The 19325-nt window shown below is 63.5% G+C and carries 20 protein-coding genes; 9 read left to right on the top strand and 11 right to left on the bottom strand.

Translation table 11 applies throughout. The features are described from left to right. Window positions 1-100 precede the first annotated feature (100 nt). The 5 genes from QK287_RS15730 to QK287_RS15750 all read right to left on the bottom strand — a co-directional run bounded on the left by QK287_RS15730 (window position 101) and on the right by QK287_RS15750 (window position 5155). Window positions 101-529 carry a hypothetical protein gene (locus QK287_RS15730; RefSeq protein WP_282360703.1) on the bottom strand — a complete coding sequence of 143 codons (429 nt, stop codon included), beginning with the start codon at window positions 527-529 and terminating at the stop codon, window positions 101-103. Window positions 530-1038: 509 nt separating this feature from the next. After that, entirely contained in the window at window positions 1039-1191 is a 153-nt protein-coding gene (locus QK287_RS15735) for a hypothetical protein (RefSeq protein ID WP_282360704.1), read from the bottom strand. Window positions 1192-1697: 506 nt separating this feature from the next. Beyond that, window positions 1698-2723, bottom strand: coding sequence for a DUF4192 domain-containing protein (locus tag QK287_RS15740; protein ID WP_282360705.1), 1026 nt, complete (start codon window positions 2721-2723; stop codon window positions 1698-1700). Between the two features lie 520 nt (window positions 2724-3243). Continuing rightward, the gene (gene dprA, locus QK287_RS15745; RefSeq protein WP_282360706.1) at window positions 3244-4152 is read right to left on the bottom strand and encodes a DNA-processing protein DprA; all 909 of its coding nucleotides are present in this window, start codon (window positions 4150-4152) and stop codon (window positions 3244-3246) included. 436 nt (window positions 4153-4588) lie between these two features. Continuing rightward, a complete protein-coding gene (locus QK287_RS15750; protein WP_348774718.1) occupies window positions 4589-5155 on the bottom strand; it encodes a recombinase family protein in 567 nt (188 codons plus the stop codon). Between the two features lie 411 nt (window positions 5156-5566). Here QK287_RS15750 and QK287_RS15755 point away from each other — a divergent pair, with 411 nt between their 5' ends. Both QK287_RS15755 and QK287_RS15760 read left to right on the top strand, forming a co-directional pair. Further along, window positions 5567-6385 (top strand): SMP-30/gluconolactonase/LRE family protein, encoded by an 819-nt coding sequence (locus QK287_RS15755; protein WP_282360708.1) that lies wholly within the window; start codon window positions 5567-5569, stop codon window positions 6383-6385. Next, window positions 6385-6792: a DUF1801 domain-containing protein gene (locus QK287_RS15760; protein ID WP_282360709.1), complete on the top strand. Its 408-nt coding sequence runs from the start codon at window positions 6385-6387 to the stop codon at window positions 6790-6792. Before QK287_RS15755 ends, QK287_RS15760 begins: the two co-directional genes overlap by 1 nt. 353 nt (window positions 6793-7145) lie before the next feature. On the opposite strand, the gene QK287_RS15765 is transcribed toward QK287_RS15760, so the two are convergent. Then, window positions 7146-7577, bottom strand: coding sequence for an NUDIX domain-containing protein (locus QK287_RS15765; RefSeq protein WP_282360710.1), 432 nt, complete (start codon window positions 7575-7577; stop codon window positions 7146-7148). 51 nt (window positions 7578-7628) lie between these two features. Beyond that, window positions 7629-8105 carry a hypothetical protein gene (locus tag QK287_RS15770; RefSeq protein ID WP_282360711.1) on the bottom strand — a complete coding sequence of 159 codons (477 nt, stop codon included), beginning with the start codon at window positions 8103-8105 and terminating at the stop codon, window positions 7629-7631. Window positions 8106-8410: 305 nt separating this feature from the next. Between QK287_RS15770 and QK287_RS15775 the strand changes: the two genes are divergently transcribed. The 3 genes from QK287_RS15775 (at window position 8411) to QK287_RS15785 (ending at window position 10350) form a co-directional block, all read left to right on the top strand. Beyond that, on the top strand, window positions 8411-8872 hold the full coding sequence (locus QK287_RS15775; protein WP_282360713.1) for a hypothetical protein: 462 nt from the start codon (window positions 8411-8413) through the stop codon (window positions 8870-8872). A 153-nt stretch (window positions 8873-9025) separates the two neighbouring features. After that, a complete protein-coding gene (locus QK287_RS15780; protein WP_282360714.1) occupies window positions 9026-9544 on the top strand; it encodes a GNAT family N-acetyltransferase in 519 nt (172 codons plus the stop codon). A 212-nt stretch (window positions 9545-9756) separates the two neighbouring features. Beyond that, window positions 9757-10350, top strand: a complete 594-nt coding sequence (locus QK287_RS15785) for a uridine kinase (RefSeq protein WP_282360715.1) — start codon at window positions 9757-9759, stop codon at window positions 10348-10350. A 69-nt stretch (window positions 10351-10419) separates the two neighbouring features. On the opposite strand, the gene QK287_RS15790 is transcribed toward QK287_RS15785, so the two are convergent. Beyond that, window positions 10420-11526, bottom strand: a complete 1107-nt coding sequence (locus tag QK287_RS15790) for an IS110 family transposase (RefSeq protein WP_282360768.1) — start codon at window positions 11524-11526, stop codon at window positions 10420-10422. Between the two features lie 1214 nt (window positions 11527-12740). Beyond that, a complete protein-coding gene (locus QK287_RS15795; protein ID WP_282360716.1) occupies window positions 12741-13343 on the bottom strand; it encodes a DNA-binding protein in 603 nt (200 codons plus the stop codon). A gap of 209 nt (window positions 13344-13552) precedes the next feature. Here QK287_RS15795 and QK287_RS15800 point away from each other — a divergent pair, with 209 nt between their 5' ends. From QK287_RS15800 to QK287_RS15815, 4 genes are all read left to right on the top strand, one after another. Then, window positions 13553-14203, top strand: a complete 651-nt coding sequence (locus tag QK287_RS15800) for a helicase associated domain-containing protein (protein ID WP_282360717.1) — start codon at window positions 13553-13555, stop codon at window positions 14201-14203. Between the two features lie 354 nt (window positions 14204-14557). Further along, a complete protein-coding gene (gene umuD, locus QK287_RS15805; RefSeq protein ID WP_282360718.1) occupies window positions 14558-14989 on the top strand; it encodes a translesion error-prone DNA polymerase V autoproteolytic subunit in 432 nt (143 codons plus the stop codon). A gap of 29 nt (window positions 14990-15018) precedes the next feature. Beyond that, entirely contained in the window at window positions 15019-16299 is a 1281-nt protein-coding gene (locus tag QK287_RS15810) for a Y-family DNA polymerase (protein WP_282360719.1), read from the top strand. A 50-nt stretch (window positions 16300-16349) separates the two neighbouring features. Then, window positions 16350-16664 (top strand): hypothetical protein, encoded by a 315-nt coding sequence (locus QK287_RS15815; RefSeq protein WP_282360720.1) that lies wholly within the window; start codon window positions 16350-16352, stop codon window positions 16662-16664. Window positions 16665-16922: 258 nt separating this feature from the next. Here the strand turns inward: QK287_RS15815 and QK287_RS15820 are convergent, their stop codons facing one another. Together QK287_RS15820 and QK287_RS15825 are read right to left on the bottom strand one after the other, a co-directional pair. Then, entirely contained in the window at window positions 16923-17102 is a 180-nt protein-coding gene (locus QK287_RS15820) for a hypothetical protein (RefSeq protein ID WP_282360722.1), read from the bottom strand. Window positions 17103-17259: 157 nt separating this feature from the next. Further along, window positions 17260-18483, bottom strand: a complete 1224-nt coding sequence (locus tag QK287_RS15825) for a Shedu immune nuclease family protein (protein WP_282360723.1) — start codon at window positions 18481-18483, stop codon at window positions 17260-17262. Window positions 18484-19325 lie beyond the last annotated feature (842 nt).

The following is a 19325-nucleotide window of genomic DNA, read 5'->3' on the forward strand; positions in this document are numbered from 1 at the left end:
GGAAGACATGGGCACAATCCTTTCAAACTGTGTCTCACATCAGTAGTACACCTCATACCTTGCCGGGCGGTGGTTCCGCCCGGCAAGTCCTCAAACAGGTTTAGGCGACGTTGGCCATGTACGGCATGCGGTAGCGGCTGGGCAGCTCGGCGGCGGCTTCGGGCAGGTCGTCCGGGCCGTGGGCCTGTCCGTTCCTCCAGTGGAAGAACGCCTGTTCGCTGATCGCGTCCCATTGGCGGGCCTTGGTCCGGTAGAACGTGCAGCTCACGTCTCCCTCGCAGTAGGTGGCGACGCCGAACAGGTTCCCGATGCTGTCAGCGGTCCGGGTCGCGGCGACCATCACGTAGGGCCAGTTGCCAAGGTCCCAGCCGTCACTGCCCCAGCTGGGGATGACGGCCCAGCCGTGTTCGCCGATGAGTTCCATCCAGTCGTAGCCGCCGTTCTCGTGGTAATCGCCCAGCACGGTCACGCCGTCGATGGTTTCCCCGGTGTCCTTGGTGGTCACGGTCTTGGTTGCGATTGCGTTCATGGTGTTGCTCCTTTTGCAGAGGATTTCCGGTGGGTGGGGCGGCTCAGGTGACCGGCCAGCTTCCCCTCTCCCCCGACGCTTCTATGTCTGTCAAGCGGGTGGAATCGGGTGCTGGCGCGGACCATGGCGGGGCGGCTTTGGTGACCGGCCAGCTTCCCCTCTCCCCCCGTTGTTTTGGCTGCTGGCGAAGCTTGCGGAGCTGTGGCCGACGGAGGCCTGTCTACCCGCAGGGCAAGGGGCGGAAATTCCCGGAGGAAATCAGCGACGCAGGAGCGCCGCAGGGACATTTCCTGCCCCGCGGGCCCCGACGGAGGAGTGGCTATACGGGCCGGAGCGGACACGTACAATCCGTCAGGACAGTAGCCAAAACAGAAAAAGCGCTTCTATAGCCCGAGCGAAGCGAGGCCCTTTTCAGCGTTTAAAGGGCTGAGGCCGGCCCCACGGGGCCGGCCTCAGTTTTCCCTCAGCAAAAGGAAACTCGGTGCTGCAGCGTCATCGCTGCAGGAAACTTACAGATCCAGCGGGGATTTCTCCCAGGAGACATCAACGATGGGGGCGCCTGGCTGCGGCATGGTCAACATCGAGAGCTCAAGAACGTCCTGGGCATGGGTGGCACCGGCAGGCGCTGCATCTTCGTCCGTCAGGATGTACTCGTGGCTCATTTGCTGGCCCCTAGGCTCTTAGTGGATCGTGTCCTCTTCCACTGTAGCCCGGGCGTTCAGCCGTTTACTGCGTGTGGCGCTGCGCCCGCGGCAGCGTGGTCGGCGGCCCGGAGGAGATGTTCCTAGAGACACCCGCCGTGAGAGGCTTTGCACAAAGACTCACATTTGGGGGAAATACATTGGAGATGCTTTCGATAGTCATCAGCGTAGTCTGGGTCGCTGGGCCGGTGGTCCTAGCTGCAGTCGCGCTGTATTGGATCATTCGCCTCAGCGTGAAGCACGGGTTGCGTTCATATGAACTGGATAAGGCCCGGGAGACAGAACCCGTGGCCTAAGCGCTTCGACTCCGTGCGGCTGCGGCCTCTTTTGCAGGCTCCCACTTGCCGGCCACGCCATACCTGATTGCCACCACTGTCGCGCCATCGGCGGCCGGAGGAGCGCATGCGGGGGAGGCCGCCACCGCACGCAGGGGCCGGACCGTTTTCCCGGCCCGGCCCCCGTTGCATTTAGTGGTGCCGCTTGTAGGCCGTTGCCTGGTTCTTCGCGACCGGGGCGATGGTTCCCCGACTCACCAGCTGGTCCATCAGTGCCGCGAGCCGGTAACCCGATGTATCAGCCAGAGCAAGCCCAAAGTGGTCTCCGGCTACCGACGACTGACCTTTGAGGTACGCCAGCCAGCCGATCAAAGTCAGCAGGGGCGCCCGGTAGCCTTCCGGCGCGGCGTCGATGAGGTCCCGGGCGGTGTCCTGGGCCCGGTCCACGCGGTCCCAGTCCGGGGCGATCCCCTCCCCCACGAGCAGATTCCCGCTGTCCTCGGCGTCGGGCCGTTCCGGGTCGATCACGTTGCAGAACAAGGCGTCGCGCAGGTCCGGGCGCTGGAAGCATGCCAGCAGCTCCACCGCCGTTGCCGGGTCCGTCCAGCCGTCCCGGGTCAGGGCCTCTGCCCACAGTTCCCGTCCGGGATTCAGCTCGGCGCCGAGCACTCCCGGGAGCGCGTGGCGGATCTGTTCCTCCCTGTCTGCCGGGCCTGCGAACGGTGCGTAGCTGGTGCCGGGTGTCTTTTGGTAGCTGCTGCCGCGGAACACCAGCTCTGCGTTCAGTTGGCCGTCGGTGATGGATTCCAGCGATTCGGGTGGGCAGCACCCGGCGTCGCTGTCGCACAGCAGGTTTTGCCAGTGCGACGGGGTGACTAGCCACGCGTCCTGCAGCGGGGTACCCGCAACCTCTAACGCCTCAATGACGGCCTCGACGTGGTCGTGGAAGGGGCGGGGCTGCCCGGGCGGCGGGGTGCTGGCTGTGTAGATGGCCAGCAGCACCGCCGTGGCCTGCGTGTCCAGTGCCAGGTACTCCACCATGGACTGGGCGAACCCGGAGGGTTCGGCTGCGGCGGGGGCATCGACGCGGAGTGTCGCGCCGAGGGTCTCGCCCCGCATGGTCAGGAACACAAAGGATTCCCGCGGTACGAACCCGAGGGTGTGCGGGATGAAACCGAGGATATCGGCGGGGCTGGAGATGCGGATTGCGTCGTTCATGTTCAAAGTCCTTTGCTGAGGATTAGGTGGGCGGGGCGGCTTAGGTGACCGGCCAGCTTCCCCTCTCCCCCCGTTGTTTTGGCTGCTGGCGAAGCTTGCGGAGCTGTGGCCGACGGAGGCTTGTCTACCCGCAGGGCAAGGGGCGGAAATCTTTGTAAGGAAATCAGCGACGAAGGAGGGGCTAGACAGGCCGGAGCGGACACGTACAATCCGACAGGACAGCAGCCAAAACGTCGTAGACAGAACAGGGCCAGAGGCGGCGGAGCCCTGCGGAGCCGGCACGGGACCCACAGTCGGCCGCGCCAGCGGACGCCCTTTTCCTGGGTGAGCCCGGCGAACCCTTCCATCAGCACCCCGGGTCTTCTTACGGCTCCCCTGGCAATCGGCGGCCGCGCGCCCCCGGTCGCCCGGCACTTCGTGTGCGGATGGCGGTCCGCCGCCGACCCACAGCGAAAGCCGGCCACGACGGCGGACCGCCACCGGTGACCGCCCCGGCAACGGGACGGCCACCTGAAAGGAGTCAGCCGGCGAGCAGTTCGGCCAGTTCGGCCGCGTCGGAGACCAGCACGGCTGAGCCTTCTTTGAGGAGCCGGTGGCATCCTGCGGAGTTGGCGCTGTGCACGCTCCCGGGGACGGCCGCGACATGTCGGGCAATGGTTTCGGCGTGGTGGGCGGTGTTCAGCGCCCCTGAGCGCCATCGGGCTTCCACGACACAGGTCACCCCGGCGAGGGCGGCGATGATGCGGTTTCGCTGCAGGAACCTGTGCCGGGTCGGGGCGGAACCGGGCGGGAGCTCTGAGAGGGTCAGGCCGTTGCCGCGGATCGCGGCCGCGAGGTCAGCGTTACCGGACGGGTAGTCCCGGTCAAGGCCGCCGGCCAGTACCGCGAGGGTTGCCGGTCCGTCTCCCTGGCTTCCGGCGAGGGCGGCCCGGTGCGCGTGCGCATCGATGCCGTAGGCCAGCCCTGAGATCACGCATATTCCACGTTGGGCCAGCCCGTATGCCATGTCTCCTGTCACGGCGGCGCCGTAGCTGGTGGAGTCCCGGGATCCGGTCAGGGCCACACACTTCGAAGGCGCTGGGATGCCTTTGTCAATGTTGCCCCGGTACCAAAGCCCGTACGGGGCGTCGGGCAGATCGTCCAAGCCCTCCGGCCAGCGCTCATCTCCTGGGATGAGGAACCCGCCGCCCAGGCGTTCGATGGTGGCCAGGTCCTTCTCCGGGTCAACCTCCGGAACCCGCGGAGCCCACCGTCTCAACGCTTCTGACAGTTCTTCGACCGTGGCATCCGAAAGGGCGTGAACGGGCTGCGCGCCGGTGACAACCCTGAGCGCGGCGTACGCGCCGAGCCTGCCCACGAGGGCCCGACCGACACGGTCGCCGGGTTCGAAGAGTCGGGTCAGGGCTGCGCGTGCAATGCGATCGTTCATGGTTTCTCTCGTCCTTTGCTGAGGATCCGGCGGGTGGGGCGGCTTAGGTGACCGGCCAGCGTCCCCTCTCCCCCGGGTTGTTTTTGCCTGCTGGCGGAGCAGCGCGTAGCTGTGCCCGACGGAGCCGGGGCAACCCGGAGGGCAAGCAGAGGATGGGTTGTGGGAGGAAATCAGCGAAGCGCCGACACAAGGCACCCGGTGCGCTGCCGTCCGCAGGACGGTTGAGCCGGTGGAGCGGGCACGTACGATCCACAGGACAGCAGCAAAAACAGAAAAACGCTTCTACAGCCCGAGCGAAGCGAGGTCCGTGCAGTAGACCTGGGCGTCAGCTGAGCGAGGCCCGGAAATCGGAGTCTTCACGCAGCGCGTGGTTTCTAGGCTGGGTTGTGTTGCTCTCGCGTGCAGCACGGGCTTGCTGCTGGCGCCGCATCGGTCTTCAGATGGTGCGCCTTTGGAGCTCGCGGTACACAGTCGTCCGTGATACCCGGAACAGTTCGGCCAGTTCTGCCTGAGTATGCTCGCCGGCATCGTGCAGCGTCAGAAGATGCTTCCGCTGCGTCTTGGACAATTTCGGCTGCTTGCCTTTCAGTCGGCCCTTCGCTTTTGCGACTGCCATGCCCTCGCGGGTGCGCATCCGGATCAGATCCGCCTCAAACTCGGCCACCATTCCCAGAACGTTGAACAGCAGGCGGCCTACCGGATCAGTCGGATCGTGGGTGCTGCCGCCGAGACTGAGGACTACGCCTTTGGCCGTCAGCTCATCGGCTATATCCCGGGCATCGGAAAGGGACCGCGCCAAACGGTCCAGCTTGGTCACCACGAGCGTATCGCCGGCTCGGCATGCCGCCATCGCTTCACGGAGTCCAGGGCGCACACGGTTAGCTCCCGTCAGTCCGTGATCGACGAACATCTGCTTCTCTTCAACACCAAGGGCCAGGAGAGCGTTTCGTTGGGCGGTCAGGTCCTGATCGTTTGTCGAGACACGGGCATAGCCGATCTTCATTCCAGTCATAACAAACATGGTTGCAGTAATCCCCCCGTCACCGTGCATGTCACCGTGCGGGTCTTACGTACATGGGCCGAGCCAGCACCTGCGCGGAACGTGGCGGCGGTCGTCCGCGGCACGGTGATCGACCGTTCAACGGGACGGTCTCGACAAGAATGTCAGGGTCACCGGTGGTCGGGAGGTTTCTGCTCCATCGCCCCTTGTGCAGTTAGGTTGGCGGTGCCACTCTGATTGGATGAGCAACGCAGACGGCGTCCTGACCGAGGGCCCAGGCGAAATGAGGTCGTGGCTGACCGGCTTGGGCGGGACGCTCCGCCTCGCTGCGGCCTTCTACCGCTCGTACGCTGAGGGCCGTCGTCCAGGCGTGCCCGTGTCTGAAGGTAAGGCGTTCCCCGGGCGGCGGCGATCGTGACTTTGAAGGTGATCGCAGACGGGCTCATCCTCGGCGAGTCGCCGCGATGGCACGACGGGAAGCTGTGGGTAGCCGACTGGGCCGCACACGAGCTGATCACACTGGACGTTGACGGCACCCGCGAGGTTGTCGAGCGTACTACCTCGATCCCGTGCTGCATCGACTGGCTGCCGGACAGTCGATTGCTGCTGGTCTCCGGCGATCGACTCTTACGCCGGGAGCCGGACGGCACTCTGGTCACCCACGCCGAGCTGGGGAGCCTGGACCCGCATCCGTGGAACGACATCGCAGTCGACAGCCGGGGCAACGCATTCGTCGGCTGTATCGGCTTCGACTTCCCCGGAGGGGAGTTCGCTCCGGGAATACTGGCAGTGGTCGCCCCGGACGGAACCGCACGCGCAGTCGCCGAGGACCTTGCGTTCCCGAACGGGATGGCGGTCACCCCCGATGACGCGACGCTGATCGTCGCCGAGTCATACGGGAACCGACTGACCGCGTTCAGCATCGGCGACGACGGCGCCCTGTCGAACCGGCGCGTGTGGGCTGACCTGCCGGACGACCATCCTGACGGGATTTGTCTGGACGCAGAAGGCGCGGTGTGGGCCGCAGACGTCGGCAACCGGCATTGTGTGCGGGTGCGCGAAGGCGGGGAGGTGCTGCAGACTATCGATGCCGATCGGGGCTGTTTCGCGTGCGCGCTGGGTGGAGTCGACGGCACTACGCTCTACATCGTCACCGCGGCATGGCCTAACGACTTCCGCACCCCCACCGGGCAGGTCCTCGCCGTCCAGGTCGAAGTCCCGGTCGCGGCCTGATGGGCAGCGGGCGCCTCGACTCCCGCGTCGATGAGTACATCGATCAGTTGCCCGAGTGGCAGCAAGCGATCTGCGGCCAGGTGCGGTCGGCAATCCACGAAGCTGATCCCGAGGTCGAGGAGACCATCAAGCGGTCCGTGCAGCCCTACTTCGTGCTCGAAGGCAACATCTGCGCCCTGCTTGCCGCGAAAGACCATGTCAACGTTTTCATTTACGACCCCACGGTGCCGGACCCGCACGGTATCATCAACCAGGGGCAAGGCAATGCCACCGCTAAGAGCGTCCAGATCTACCGCGGCGACACGATCAACAGGCCGGCCATGCTGGCGATGTTTCGTGCCGTCATCACACATAACCGCGCCGGCGGGTGGCGACGCCTCAAGCCGACAATGGACTCAGGGCGTTAGGTTCAACACCTCCTTGTCGACCAATCGCGCGATACTTCCTCATATCCCGCCGGGCCCCCTCCACCTCAACTGGGTCTTGGAGGAATATCGGACGCACACTCTCGATTTCCTCGCAACTCATGGGCGAACAATAGTCGCCGTGCGTCCCATTCTTCAGCAGCATCCGTGGGCGTCCCGCTGGACGTTCGGCTATCGGACGCCGTCCCGAGTGCTTCTTGCGTCTGGGACAAGCCAAGATGCCCGGTGGAGGATCCTTGACCGGGCGCGTTCGCCAAAAGACGGGCTAGTTCAAGGCGTGAACAAGAATCGGGGCAGTCCCATTCGTCGCGACAGAGTCAGTCGCACAGCTTTAGTCACAGGGTAGTCAGAGCCTGGTTCAGGACCATTTGCAGCGCGCCGGCGGGATAGAGCGGTCGGTCGATATTGCTGAGGCGCTTCCAGCCAGCAGGACTGCCCTCATCAAGAACGTGGAGCTCGGCATCGATCGGGATGAGATCGAGATCCTTGGAAGCGACGGCGAAGACATGCACAATTTCGTGGCCGGCCAGCTGCTCGTACTCAAATATGTTCTCTAGGACACCGAGCAGCTGCACGGTTTCCAGAGACACCCCAAGTTCTTCTTCAAATTCCCGTCGCAGGGCCGCCTCGGCCCGCTCCCCGAACTCGATGCCACCCCCAATGGCTCTGTAAAAGTCTTCGCGCCTTATCGAGTCAGATCCTTCCGACACGAAGACGTGACCATCGCGGACAGGCAGCCCGACGGCAATATTCCTAATCGATTGCATGGATTCGATCCTAGGTCGGATCGGTCCCGTAAAGGGTCGTGCAGCGGACGCTCAGGCCGGGTTAGCTGCAGAATTCGAGGCACTGACGTCTTTACGGATTGCCCAACGGCCGATGGCTGCCGCTGCACCAACGGTGGCCCATGGGATCAGTAGCCAGGGTTGCCAGCCGAGGCCCAGGACGCTTCCCAGCAGCCAGAACAATATGGTGGGCACCGCGAAAAAGGCTCCGATGTGGACCCATTGATTCTGGACCGGACGCAAAAGATAGGCCAGCATCCAGGCCAGTGGCGCCGCGACTACCAGGGAAACTCCGAAGCGATACAGAATCGCCATGCCCAAAAGGCCCCACACGTAGCCGTCGGCTCCATCCTGCGCGGCGGGCACGCCATAGACCGCTGCGACCAGGACCAGCAGCACGCCCACCCAGAGCGTGGTGGCGATGAGCCAGCCCTTGATGAGCGCATACGCATCAAGGACCACTCTGCGTGACCGAACTGCCTGCGGCTGTCCCGCGTCCCCCAATGACATGGGCTTAGCCTACCGATGCGCAAAAGGTTCTCACCCGCGCCGAGGATGCGGCCGACCGATAGGGGATCCTCTACAGGGCGGCTGTGGCTAGAGGTCGTCGTCGCTGCCCAGGCTCGCGTCCGCTAGGCAGAAGCTGACCGTCTGACCTCAAGCTCCAACTGGCTGCTCGTCCCAGCATCACACCGGAAGAGATGTTCCAACAGACAACCTGGTACCAATTTCGTTTCAGTAAGAGTCGAGTTGATGCCCGGTTTCCGCCACAGCTTTAGGCTAAGGCAACACAACAATTCTGATTGGGGACAGAAATGAAGAACGCACTTTCCTTCGGCGCTTTGAGCGTCATTGCTCTCTCCTTGGCCTCCTGCGCCGCGGCAGCCCAAGAATCTCCCACTGTCAGCGTCTCTCCTTCGGTGAAGCAGGAGTTGCCAACCGAGTTACTTCTCAGTGATGGCGGCAAAAAGGCCGTGGTTCATTCTGGCCCGTCGTCCGCTCCGAGAGAAAAAGCACAGCTCACCGGACGCCTCGGCAATGACGGAGCTGGTTGCTTTATCGTCCGCGCCGAAGACGGTGATGACTACACATTGGTTTTTCCAGAAGGCACAAAATTCGATGGTGAGTCGCTGGTTCTTCCCGATAGTTCGCCTCTGTCCGAGGGTGTGTCGGTTTCCCTGAACGGTGCCCGTGTCCCTGCAAACGAAAGCCTCAGCATGTGCTTGAACTACGCCCGGCTCCTATCCGTGGAAGAGGCCTCGATCATCCCCTCCTAGCCGGAGCAGACGGGCGGGCCGAGCCCCTCATTGCACAGTCATGCTGAAGCTGAGAAGGACGAGTGAGAGATGTCCGGTGAGGGATCGGCTTGCGGGCGCAAGGTCCGGATGCAGGTGCGGGCTGAAAGCCAAGCGTTCGAATACGATCGTGTGATGGCTACCCTTATCACTCCGAACACGAGTTATCACTCTTCCTGGTTGGAGGGGTCCGCCGAATTTGATGGAGCCCACCGGGACGGTGGCGGCGGTGAAGACTGGTCGCTTGAGGATCTCAGAGATGCTGCTTCATTCCGGCGCTTCGTGGACGCACTCGTCAACGACGCATTGACGGAGAGCCCGCGGAAGCCCGGATATGTGCCGTGCACGTATTTGTGGATTGTGGACGGCGACACTTTCCTTGGCTCTCTGGCCATCCGACATGAGCTGAACGACTTCCTCCTCAACGAAGGTGGACACATCGGATACAGCGTGCGGCCGTCTGCGCGTCGGCGCGGTTACGCCGCCAAGGCGTTGAGTGATGCCCTGCCAATGGCCCGGGAGCTGGGAATCTCCCGGGTCTTGGTTACGTGCGACGAGGATAACGCCGGCTCGCGGGCGACGATCGAAAAGAACGGCGGCATTTACGAGGACAGCCGAGGCGGAAAGCGCCGGTACTGGCTCGACGCCCTCTAACCCTTAGTGGTCCTTATCCCGGCCAAAGTTCCACGCCGGCGCCTGTCGTCATTCTCGGGTCTCGTTAAACGCACCTTTGCGGCGCGCTCCGCTAAGGGATCCGCGTGCGGACGCTGGCTAGGGGCCGCTTATAGGAAAATGGCGATATGAAGCAGTTCATGCGATTACTGGCCACTGACATTCTCAGCGCCGTCGGTCCAGGGCGCCGGTTAGTGGCAGTCGACGGCGTGGACGGCAGTGGCAAGACATCCTTCGCCGCAAACCTGGCATTCGAGATCCAGAATCGACCCGTGATCGTCATCCACTCCGACGACTTTCTGAACCCCTCGCCCGTGAGGCATGCCAAGGGATGTACTTCACCCGAAGGATTCTGGAAGGATACCTACAACTACGCGGCCCTACAGGATCAGTTGCTCGCTCCACTCGGCCCAAAGGGGGACGGCTGGTACTCGCCGGCTTCCTATGACTCAGCGACCGACCGAATGAAACAAGCGGAATTCGTTCGCGCCCCATTAGATGCGCTGGTCGTTGTAGAAGGTATGTTCCTGCACCGCGATGAAGTCACCTCCTACTGGGATGCATCGGTATTCCTGGACGTTCCGTTCACCGTAACCGCGGCACGAATGGCAGTACGGAACGGCAGCAACCCCGACCCGGAGCACCCAACGATGCGCCGCTACATCGGAGGACAGCGTCTCTACTTCGATGCTGCACGACCCTGGGAACGTGCCACGATCGTCGTGGACAACTCGGATTTCACCTCACCGAGGACCATCCGTCCCGACATGGTTTCAACTGTCCGGTGAAGGTTCCTCCACCGAACACCACCTGAACCATAAATCAAGCCGAAGTCCGGCATGCTCAACCGGTGCCCCCTATTGCGCAAGGGTCTGCCCCGGCAACGTGGAGGATCGAGCGGGTTCCACGGTGGCGTAAAGGGTATTGAGCTGGCGGTAGAGCGTTCGGGCGATGTAACGCTTGAGGGACCTGCGGATTTCACGGTAGCTGCGGCCTTCTTCGGTGCGTTTGGTGACGTAGTCCCGTGTTCCGGGGTCGTGGACCATCCGGGTCATCGTGATGGTGTGCAAGGCTCGGTTGAGGCGCCTATCACCGCCCCGGTTGAGCCTGTGCCGGATAGTGTTACCGCTTGAGGCTGGCAAGGGATTCACCCCTGCCAGTGAGGCGAAGGCAGCTTCGCTGCGAACCCTTCCTGGATGCGACCAGGCTGTCAGGACAGCAGCGACGGTGACAGCCCCGGCGCCCACCATCTCCAACAGCGGCGCAGCGGGGCTTTGCTGAATCAGCTCTGTCATGCGCTTGTGGTTCGCAGTCAGCTGAGTGGTCACTTCGAGAACGCGGCGCGCCAACCGGATTGCTTCCTCGCGCGCGATCGATAGTTCGATCGGCTCCTGTCGTTCCCGCCATCTGGTGATTGTGGTGATCTGGGCGGGAACCAGAGGTTTACGAGCGTCGATTCCCAGATCGTGTGCCCGGAGTAAGGCGATGAGTGCATTGACGTTCATTGTTCGGTCCCGGGTCAACTGATCCCGGGCTGCGCTCAGGATCCTGAGTCCGGCACGGGTTCCTTCGTCCCGGCGCGGGGCTCGAAGCTGGGACTCCTCTATGGCCAGGACTGCGGTTCCGATGGCGGCGGCGTCCAGGGGGTCGGATTTGCCGATCCCCCGGCGACGTCGGGCGTTCATTCGTGGTGCTTCGGCGACGTCGTAGCCGGCGTCCGTTACTGCCCTGGCCAGGCGTGCCCCGTAAGAGCCGATACCCTCAACGGCCCATAGACAGCCCATATCGCCGTCTGTCCGTCGGCCAGCCCAGGTAAGTGCGCGGGAAATCCCTGCCGCGGTGGTCGGGAACTGCTCGCACGCGATCTGTCGCTTGGTACTGGCATCGATGATGGCGTAGGTGTGTGTGCGGGCGTGGCAGTCCACACCAATTACAAATGGGCGGGTCTGCGCAACGATAGTCAACGCGGCCACTTCCTTCCTTTCGAACGGGCAAGACTGGTCGCATCACGACCGGCATTGAACCTGGGAGATGTCACTTCGAGGCAATACTGTGATGAGCCACAACCTCCAGGGGCTGGGCAAGCTTCTAATCAAGCCACCGACGTGGGACAGGTCAACGCCGGCCGCTCCACCCAGCGCGGACAAGTCGGGGGAAACGCACCCTCCTTGGGGGCAATTGTTTTTTCGAGTCACGCGCCAGGCAGAACGACCGGCATCAACACTGCCAGCTAGTCCCAGACCAACCACGTAAAGACTCACAGTTGTTTTTTGTTGCTGGCAAGCTCGCTTGCTCGGCGGCCGACGGAGGCCTGTCCACCTTGGCAAGGGGGAGGAAATTCCTGAAGGAAATCAGCGACGAAGGAGCGCCGGAGGGACATTCCCTGCACCGCAGGCCCCGACGAAGGAGGGGCTGGACGGGCTGGAGCGGACGCCTAGAATCCGCAGGACAGCAACACAAAAACGTCGCAGACGTGAGATGCGGGCCAGGGTCACCGGAGCGCTGCGACGGAGGCACTGGACCCAACAGCCGGCCGCGCCAGCGGACGCCCAAAACCTGGTTGGAGCGAAGCGGAAATCAGGGTCTTGCTAGGGGTGGACGGGTCCCGTCAGTGGCAGGCGCTTCTCTCCCGAGCAGCACCTCCTGGCCGGCCATTCCAATCAAAAGGGGCAGCACATGGGGTTACGGAGTCTTTTCGGGAAACGCCCGAGAACCGCCGGCACCGGTAAGTCAACGCCCGAGGCGGGCGCCCTGGAAACGAGGGAGCCGCCGACGGCCGAACAGCTCATGGACCTCGAAGAGGCGTGGGCCGAGCTGGCGGCGGCCCAGGAGGCATCGGAACTGACAAACTTCCATGCCTGCACCCGCACGGGCCGGCCCTGGACAGAAGACCCGGCAGCAGTCAGAGCAGTAGCGGCAACGCTGCGGGAGTTCCCGGTCGCGGAAGCCCAGCCTCCAAGGTAGCGGCGGGGCGGGCACGGCCTGCGCCGGCGGTCTAAGAGTCCTGCCAGATCCGGGCCCCGGATACGGCCCCACAAGAGGCCAGTCGAGGCTCGCCAGCGCGGTCAGGGACAGCACGAAGGTCACGAGAGTCAGCGGTTCCCTGACGGGCCTTCTGTCCCCGACTCAAGGAGTCAGGTCGTGCCCCTCCCGCGCAGCTCAACGCCGGGGGATTCCTCTATTGGTTCTTTTGGTCCCGGTCGTTCTTGTCCGGGGTTTCCGGCACGATGCGCTGCAGGAGCGCGTCGTGGGCCTTTTGCAGGGTCTCTGCCCGGGCCTCGGCCGCGGCCACCCTCGCCGCTGCATCGGCGGCTGCGGCGCTGGCCTGCTGTTCGGCGGCGCGTGCCTGCTCTAGCTGCGCCGTCATCTCTGCGGCTTGGGTTTTCAGTGCGTTGACCCGGGCGGTGAGTTCGGTGACGGCGGCGTCTTTCTCGCCCGTGACCTTGTCCAGGTCGGCGACGAGCTCGGAGATCTCCTGGCCCAGGTCCTTCTTCTCCTGCGCCCAGACCGCTTCCGCGGCGGCGTGCCGCTCATTGGCCACGGTGGACGCTTCGGCCCAGCATGCCCCGGCCAGGCGCGCGGCCTGTTCCAGCACTGTTGCCGGCGTCGCGGCGACCTGGCCGCCCGCGGCCTGTTTCTCCTCCACCCATTCCTTCAGGTATCGGGTGGCGTCGGCGTTGCTCACACCCGCCGCGGCCCGCACCGTCGAGACGGTCGGCCGGCGCTCGGCACTGATCTGCTCCGCAGCAGCAAACACACGGTCTTTCACACTCAACGCCACGGCGACAACCTCGGTAGTAGTAGTAGTAGTAACAAAACTACTACTCCTACTACTTGATGGCAATACCGCGCCGAATTCCCCGGCCCGGCGGGCCCTCTCCGCTCCGCCGGGAGCTCCGGGGGCCCGGCCGGGTTCCCGGCTGCGCTGCGGCGGTGGCCGCCCACGTCGCCGGCCTGCCTGGCGGGGGGCGTGGCAGGATGGGCTCCATCATGGACAGGCGGTTACGGCGCGCTCCGGACGCGGAATGGGTGTTGATGTACCGGCTCGGACTGAGTCGGCAACGCATCGCCGACCTGGTGCGCGCCGAACCGGCCACCGTCGGCTACCACCTGGTCATCGCCCGCCGCCAGGACCCGGGCCTCGAACCAGCACACCACGCCGCGGCCGCGACCACGGCCGGCCCCTCCCCCGCGGACGTTGCCCGCATGGAGGAGATCATCGCCTGGATCACCGCCGAGGGCGGGTTCCCCCGCGAACGGTCCGGGGACAAAAATGAGCAGTCGATGGCGCGGTGGCTCTCGGAGCGCCGGCGCGAAGCAGCCGACGGCACGCTGGACCCGGCATACCGGGACGGCCTCGCCCGGGTCCCCCGGTGGGAAGGGAACCCCAGGGCGGCAGCGGATGAGGCTCGGTGGCATGACCGGCTCGCCCAGCTGGTGGACTTCCGCGCCGAGGACAACGACTGGCCCCGCCACCACGACTACGTCTCGGAACGGGAGCACACCCTTGGGGTGTGGATCCACACCCAGCGGTTCAAACACCGTCGCGGCGACCTCGACCCTGAAAAGGCCGCGCTTCTGGAAGCCGCTGTCCCCGGGTGGCAGACCGGGCGGACTCGGGGCCGCCGCCCCAGGGTGTGACGGGAAGCTCCCGTTTCCCAGCGGCGTGACGGCAGGGTGGCCAGTAGAGTTACTTTTGGTTCTCCAGTCCCCCCAGCTTGGAGAACCGGGAGCCTCCACGTTTGAGTCCTTGATTCGCGTGGAGGCTTCCTCATGCCCCGCCCAAGGCCCGCGTCCCGACTTTCCCTCCGTACAGCGTGCCGCTTGCCGGGTTGTGCCCATTGGGGGCAGGTGGAGCCCTCCGCACAGCTCGAAGCTGTCCCCACTGGCGTTCAACCCGGCCCCCGGCCGGAGGCCGATCCCGGCGTTCGGCACTTTTTTGTCGGGGCCAGGAGCTATGATTATTCGAAGATATATTCGAATAAAAGGTGTGTTGTGGGCGTTCTTATTGGTCCCCGCGTGATAGATGCGGGTGCGTCGTTGTTGTCGGTGCTGATCTCTCCGGTCGCTGTCGCGGCCGGGTATCCCTCGCCCGCGCAGGACTACTTTGACGGGCGGATCGACCTGAATGAGCACCTGATCAAGGACGTCACCTCCACCTATGTGGTGCGGGTGTCCGGGGACTCCATGACCGGGGCCGGGATCAGCGATGGTGACGAATTGATCGTCAACCGTGCCCTGGAGCCGGTGGACGGGTCCGTGGTCGTCGCGGTCCTGGACGGGGAACTGACCATCAAACGGTTCCGGATCACGGCCGCCGGGGTCGTGCTGCAGGCAGAGAACCCCGCGTACCCGGACATCCGGGTACCGTCCCTGTCCGAGCTGGTCGTGTGGGGCATTGCCACCCGATGCCTGCACCACCTTTAAGGGCCCGGACCGTGTCCAAACCTGCGGTCATGCGGCAGCTGCCACAGATCGCGCACATCGACGTGAACTGCTTCTACGCCTCGGCCGAACGGGCCTTCAACCCCACCCTGGAGGGCCGACCCGTCATCGTCCTCTCGAACAACGACGGCTGCGCCGTCACCCGCTCCCCCGAAGCCAAAGCCCTCGGCATCGCCATGGGTGAGCCGTGGTTCAAAATCGCACCCCGGGCCAAGGAATGGGGACTCGTTGCCCTCTCGAGCAACTACGAGCTCTACGGCGACATCAGCGCCCGCGTAATGGAGCTCCTCGGCCGGTACTCGGCCTGGCTCGAGGTCTACAGCATCGACGAGGCCTTCCTCGGCGTAAAAGGCACCCCCGACGACCTCCTGACCCTGGGCCGGACGATCAAGGCGACCGTCAGGCGCAACGTCGGGGTGCCGGTCTGCGTCGGCATCGCACCCACGAAAACCCTGGCGAAACTGGCCAACAAGTGGGCCAAGAACAACCCTGCCTTCGGCGGGGTCTGCCACTGGGACTCCGTGCCCGCTACGGACAGGGAAGGTCTGATGCGGCGCCTGTCGGTCATCGAGATCTGGGGTGTCGCCACGCGGCTGACCAAACGCCTCAACGCCCTCGGGATCCATTCAATCCTTGACCTGTCCCGGGCCGATCCGGTCATGATCCGGGACCGCTTCTCCGTCGTCATGATGCGCACCGTCCTGGAACTGCAGGGCACCCCCTGCATCCCGATGGAGGAAGAACGGATCGGCCGGGACCAGCTCATCTTCTCCCGCTCCTTCGCCACCCCCATCACCACCACAGCCGGGATCAAGCAAGTCATGAGCGTCTACGGCCAGCAGGCCTCCGCGCGGCTGGCCAAACACGGCCTCCAGGCCAAAGTCCTCACCGCCTTCGCCGGCACCTCACACTCCAACCCCAACGACACCTCCTACCCCACCGTCAGCGTGGCCTTGCCCATGCCCACCGCAGACCCGGTGATCCTCACCAAAGCAGCCCACGCCCTGCTGCCCCGCATTGTGGAGGGCATCCGGTACGCCAGGGCCGGCATCATCGTCACCGACCTCCGGCCCACCGGCAACCAGGCACCCCTGTCCCTGTTCGAAAACCCGCACGAGGAACGCCACATCGGAACCCTCCTCGAAGACATCACCCGCCGGTACGGGCGGGGCTCCATCGGCCTGGGCCACGGCGGCATCCGCGGCGGGCCGGACTGGACCATGAAACGGGACATGCTCTCCCCCCGCTACACCACCCACTGGGACGAACTCCCCCTCGTCAAAGCCGCCTAAACCACCTGCACGACAGAACCACGAAAGAACCACGAAAGAACCACCACCCCATGAGCACCATCACCGACACCGCCCCCAAGACCCACGACCTGCAGGTCCGGACCAACACTTCGGGCAAACCCCTCGCCATCCGCCACGACGGGCAAATTTGGCTTGTCGATCCCGACACCGATTCCCAGCACTGGTACGGACGGGACGCGTGGTGGGACACCCGCCGCACAGCCGCCGTCGGCAGCGGCGACCTGGTCAGCATCGAATTCTGGCGGGTCCAGGTCCGCTCCGGCACCACCTCGGATCTTCGGACCGTTACGCTCCGCCGGGACCCGCTCTCCACCCAGTGGCTGCTGGAAAACATCAGCGACTAGGCAATAGTGACTCCTCAAACCATCAGCGATCAGACCTGGGCCGGGATCCGGACCGAGTTCACACTGCCGGACCTCCCGCAGATGCGCCGCCGGCTCTCCGAGCTCATGGACGACCCCGAACCGGTCATGCGCCAGCTCGTCCGGGTCATCGACGACGGGACCTTCTGCCCGGGCTTCCAGTTCCTCCCCGGCGGGCAGCTCCAACCAACCGTCACAGCACTCTTCCGCAGAGCGATGGAGCGGAACATTGCGGCCGACCTACTTGCAGTCGATGCACACGATGTCCTTGGAGCCCTGGTACCCGTAGAGGTCGTAGTACGAGCCGTTCCCGCGGCTCATCGCCTCCGCGGCGACAACCTGCCCGTCTGCGTTGTTGTACGCGACGAGGGGCTCAGAGGGCTCCCAGCCGCGCGGGAAGAGCGGACGTATTTCGATCATGCGGACAGTATGAGCCGACGAACTGACATTTCTGTTGCGAACCGCTGCTGGAAAGGCTCAACGGATGATCGGACAAATGTGTCCCACTACCTTGGAACCGCGACACCTTTGGTGGGACACGCCCTGCGCCGCGGCTCGTCTGAGACGAAGATCTAGTTCAGGCAGAGTTACTCACTATCCATTCCGCCCTTGCTAGAAGCTCATCAAAAGTCACGACTTCGGGTTCTTGAAGGTGGCGCCGCGCTAATTCAAATGAACGAATTTTTTCAGGGTGGTGTTGTCCCTGTTCGTTCTTGAACTCGGAAAGTTTTCCGATAATTAAGAAGGAACGTGGGCGGATTAAGTAGGTCAAGTCGGCAGTTTCGAAGCCATCGTCACCACGCCGAGCCACTCGTTCTCCCACGTTTGCGACAGCCTGGTGGACTGTCACCTGGGCCTGGCTGATACCGCCAGCAAGTTCCTTCGACATAGACCAAACGCTCGGACGATATTCGTCCTTCAATAGACGCGTCCGGTGGTGCTTGATCTCCGCGAACACCATTGATTGAACAAGTCCGCTTGTTCGTAGCACCGCGTCCGCACGCTTGCCATCACCCGCGATTGAGTGCCCTCTCACGATCTGCTCAAGCTTCTCTTCTGACCACGATGTGAACAGCTGTGTACCGAGACCGACGCCCAAGACCCAAGGGTTGGTCTCGAAGAATTTCTGCCAAACCGATTCCATTCCCTTGTTCTCTTCAATCTGCGAGTCGAAGAAGGCATCGTCTTCAAGCATTCTTCGAAACCGCTCAAGGGCGGCCCGTCTGCCAGCAAGAGCAACGACATCCTGCGCCTGGGCATCGTCGGCGATTAGGGCGCGAACCGCTGGCGCCTGCGACTCGTACACCCGGCTGGCCGATTCGGGGTTGTTCAGCAGCGTGGAGAGAGTTTCTTCGTCGAGTTTTGTAGCAGTCCCGGCGCCGTTGGGCTCAATGAGCATGAGACGGCGAAAGAACTCCGCCAATCGAATGGCATCCTCACGCCGGACTCGCAGGACTTCTTTGACTACCGATCCAGAGCCTACGACCGGCACACGTTGGATCCAGAGATCCACGATGGATCCCTTTTCTCTCGAGATCAGAACCTTGATCTGTGAGCGGGTGCCAGCAATCGGGGTGACTGCCCACTCTTCACCTTCTCGTTGCAATGACGAGGCCGTGCCATCGTCGTCGAACACTTGGTAAACAAAGCGGCTCGGTTCACCGTAGTCAGATGAGTTTGAGTTGCGGTTGGCGAACGTTTTGGAGGTGTATAGGCGACCAGGCATTCTGGCCTGTGCATACTCAGTCTCCGTTTCTGGCTCATAGGACGAGGAAGCGAACTCCCATTCTGCACCTGACACAAGTGACCCCCGCTGCAAATCTCGACTGGCGTCAGACTACCCCGCCCTGATGACACAGATTCGCCATTCATCCGCGCGGTCCCTTCACAATTTTGGATCACGGCCAAAAACGTCCCAGTTCCTTGGAAGCGGAACACCCGGAATTACATTCACCGCGTGTCACCGTCTTTCGAGAAACATGGGGCGGCAGCAACGACTAGTTACCGGCGCTACCTTCTTTTTAAAGGTCCGTTTGCGAAGGGTCTTGCTCCGTCGTGGTCGTCGGCAAATAGCTTCCTCAAACCTTGTTCCAAGACTAAGCCTGGGACTCCAGGGGTCTCCTTCCACGTAATCAGGAGTTCCTCACAATCGGCCAGTTGCCAGACCCGACATCCGCCGGCGTGGGACTTCGGGAGGCCAAGACCGTATTGCCGATACGAATCTATGCGGCCAAGCAGATGCGTGCTCTGACCGGCCCTCATGCCGGCACCTCCGATATAGAGGACAGGCGTATGCGGCACCCAGCTTCGCCTGAGAGCGTCAGCAGGGCGCACGGTTCGGTCCTGCCCCTTAAAGCGACCCCCTCGACTCTCTGTTAGAAACCGGGGCTCGTCCGAAGAAGGGCGAAGGACAACGTATGCCCCGTAACTCAGCGGCGGGGCCATAGGGTCCATAGCCAGCATGGTTTGAAATTCTCGGAAACCCATTCGCTCTAAGGTGTTGCGGTCCATGATCAATTTCAGCACGTCACTTCGGCTCCTTTTGGCGAGCTGGCACCGTCTGCCAAAGGGCTCCGTCGGGAACGCAGTGCGGGAGGCTCACTGATTTTCAGGATGCTCCGGTTGCCCGCCACTACCCTGCCT

The organism is Arthrobacter sp. AL05 (assembly GCF_029960715.1).
In the GTDB taxonomy this organism is placed as follows: Bacteria; Actinomycetota; Actinomycetes; order Actinomycetales; family Micrococcaceae; genus Arthrobacter.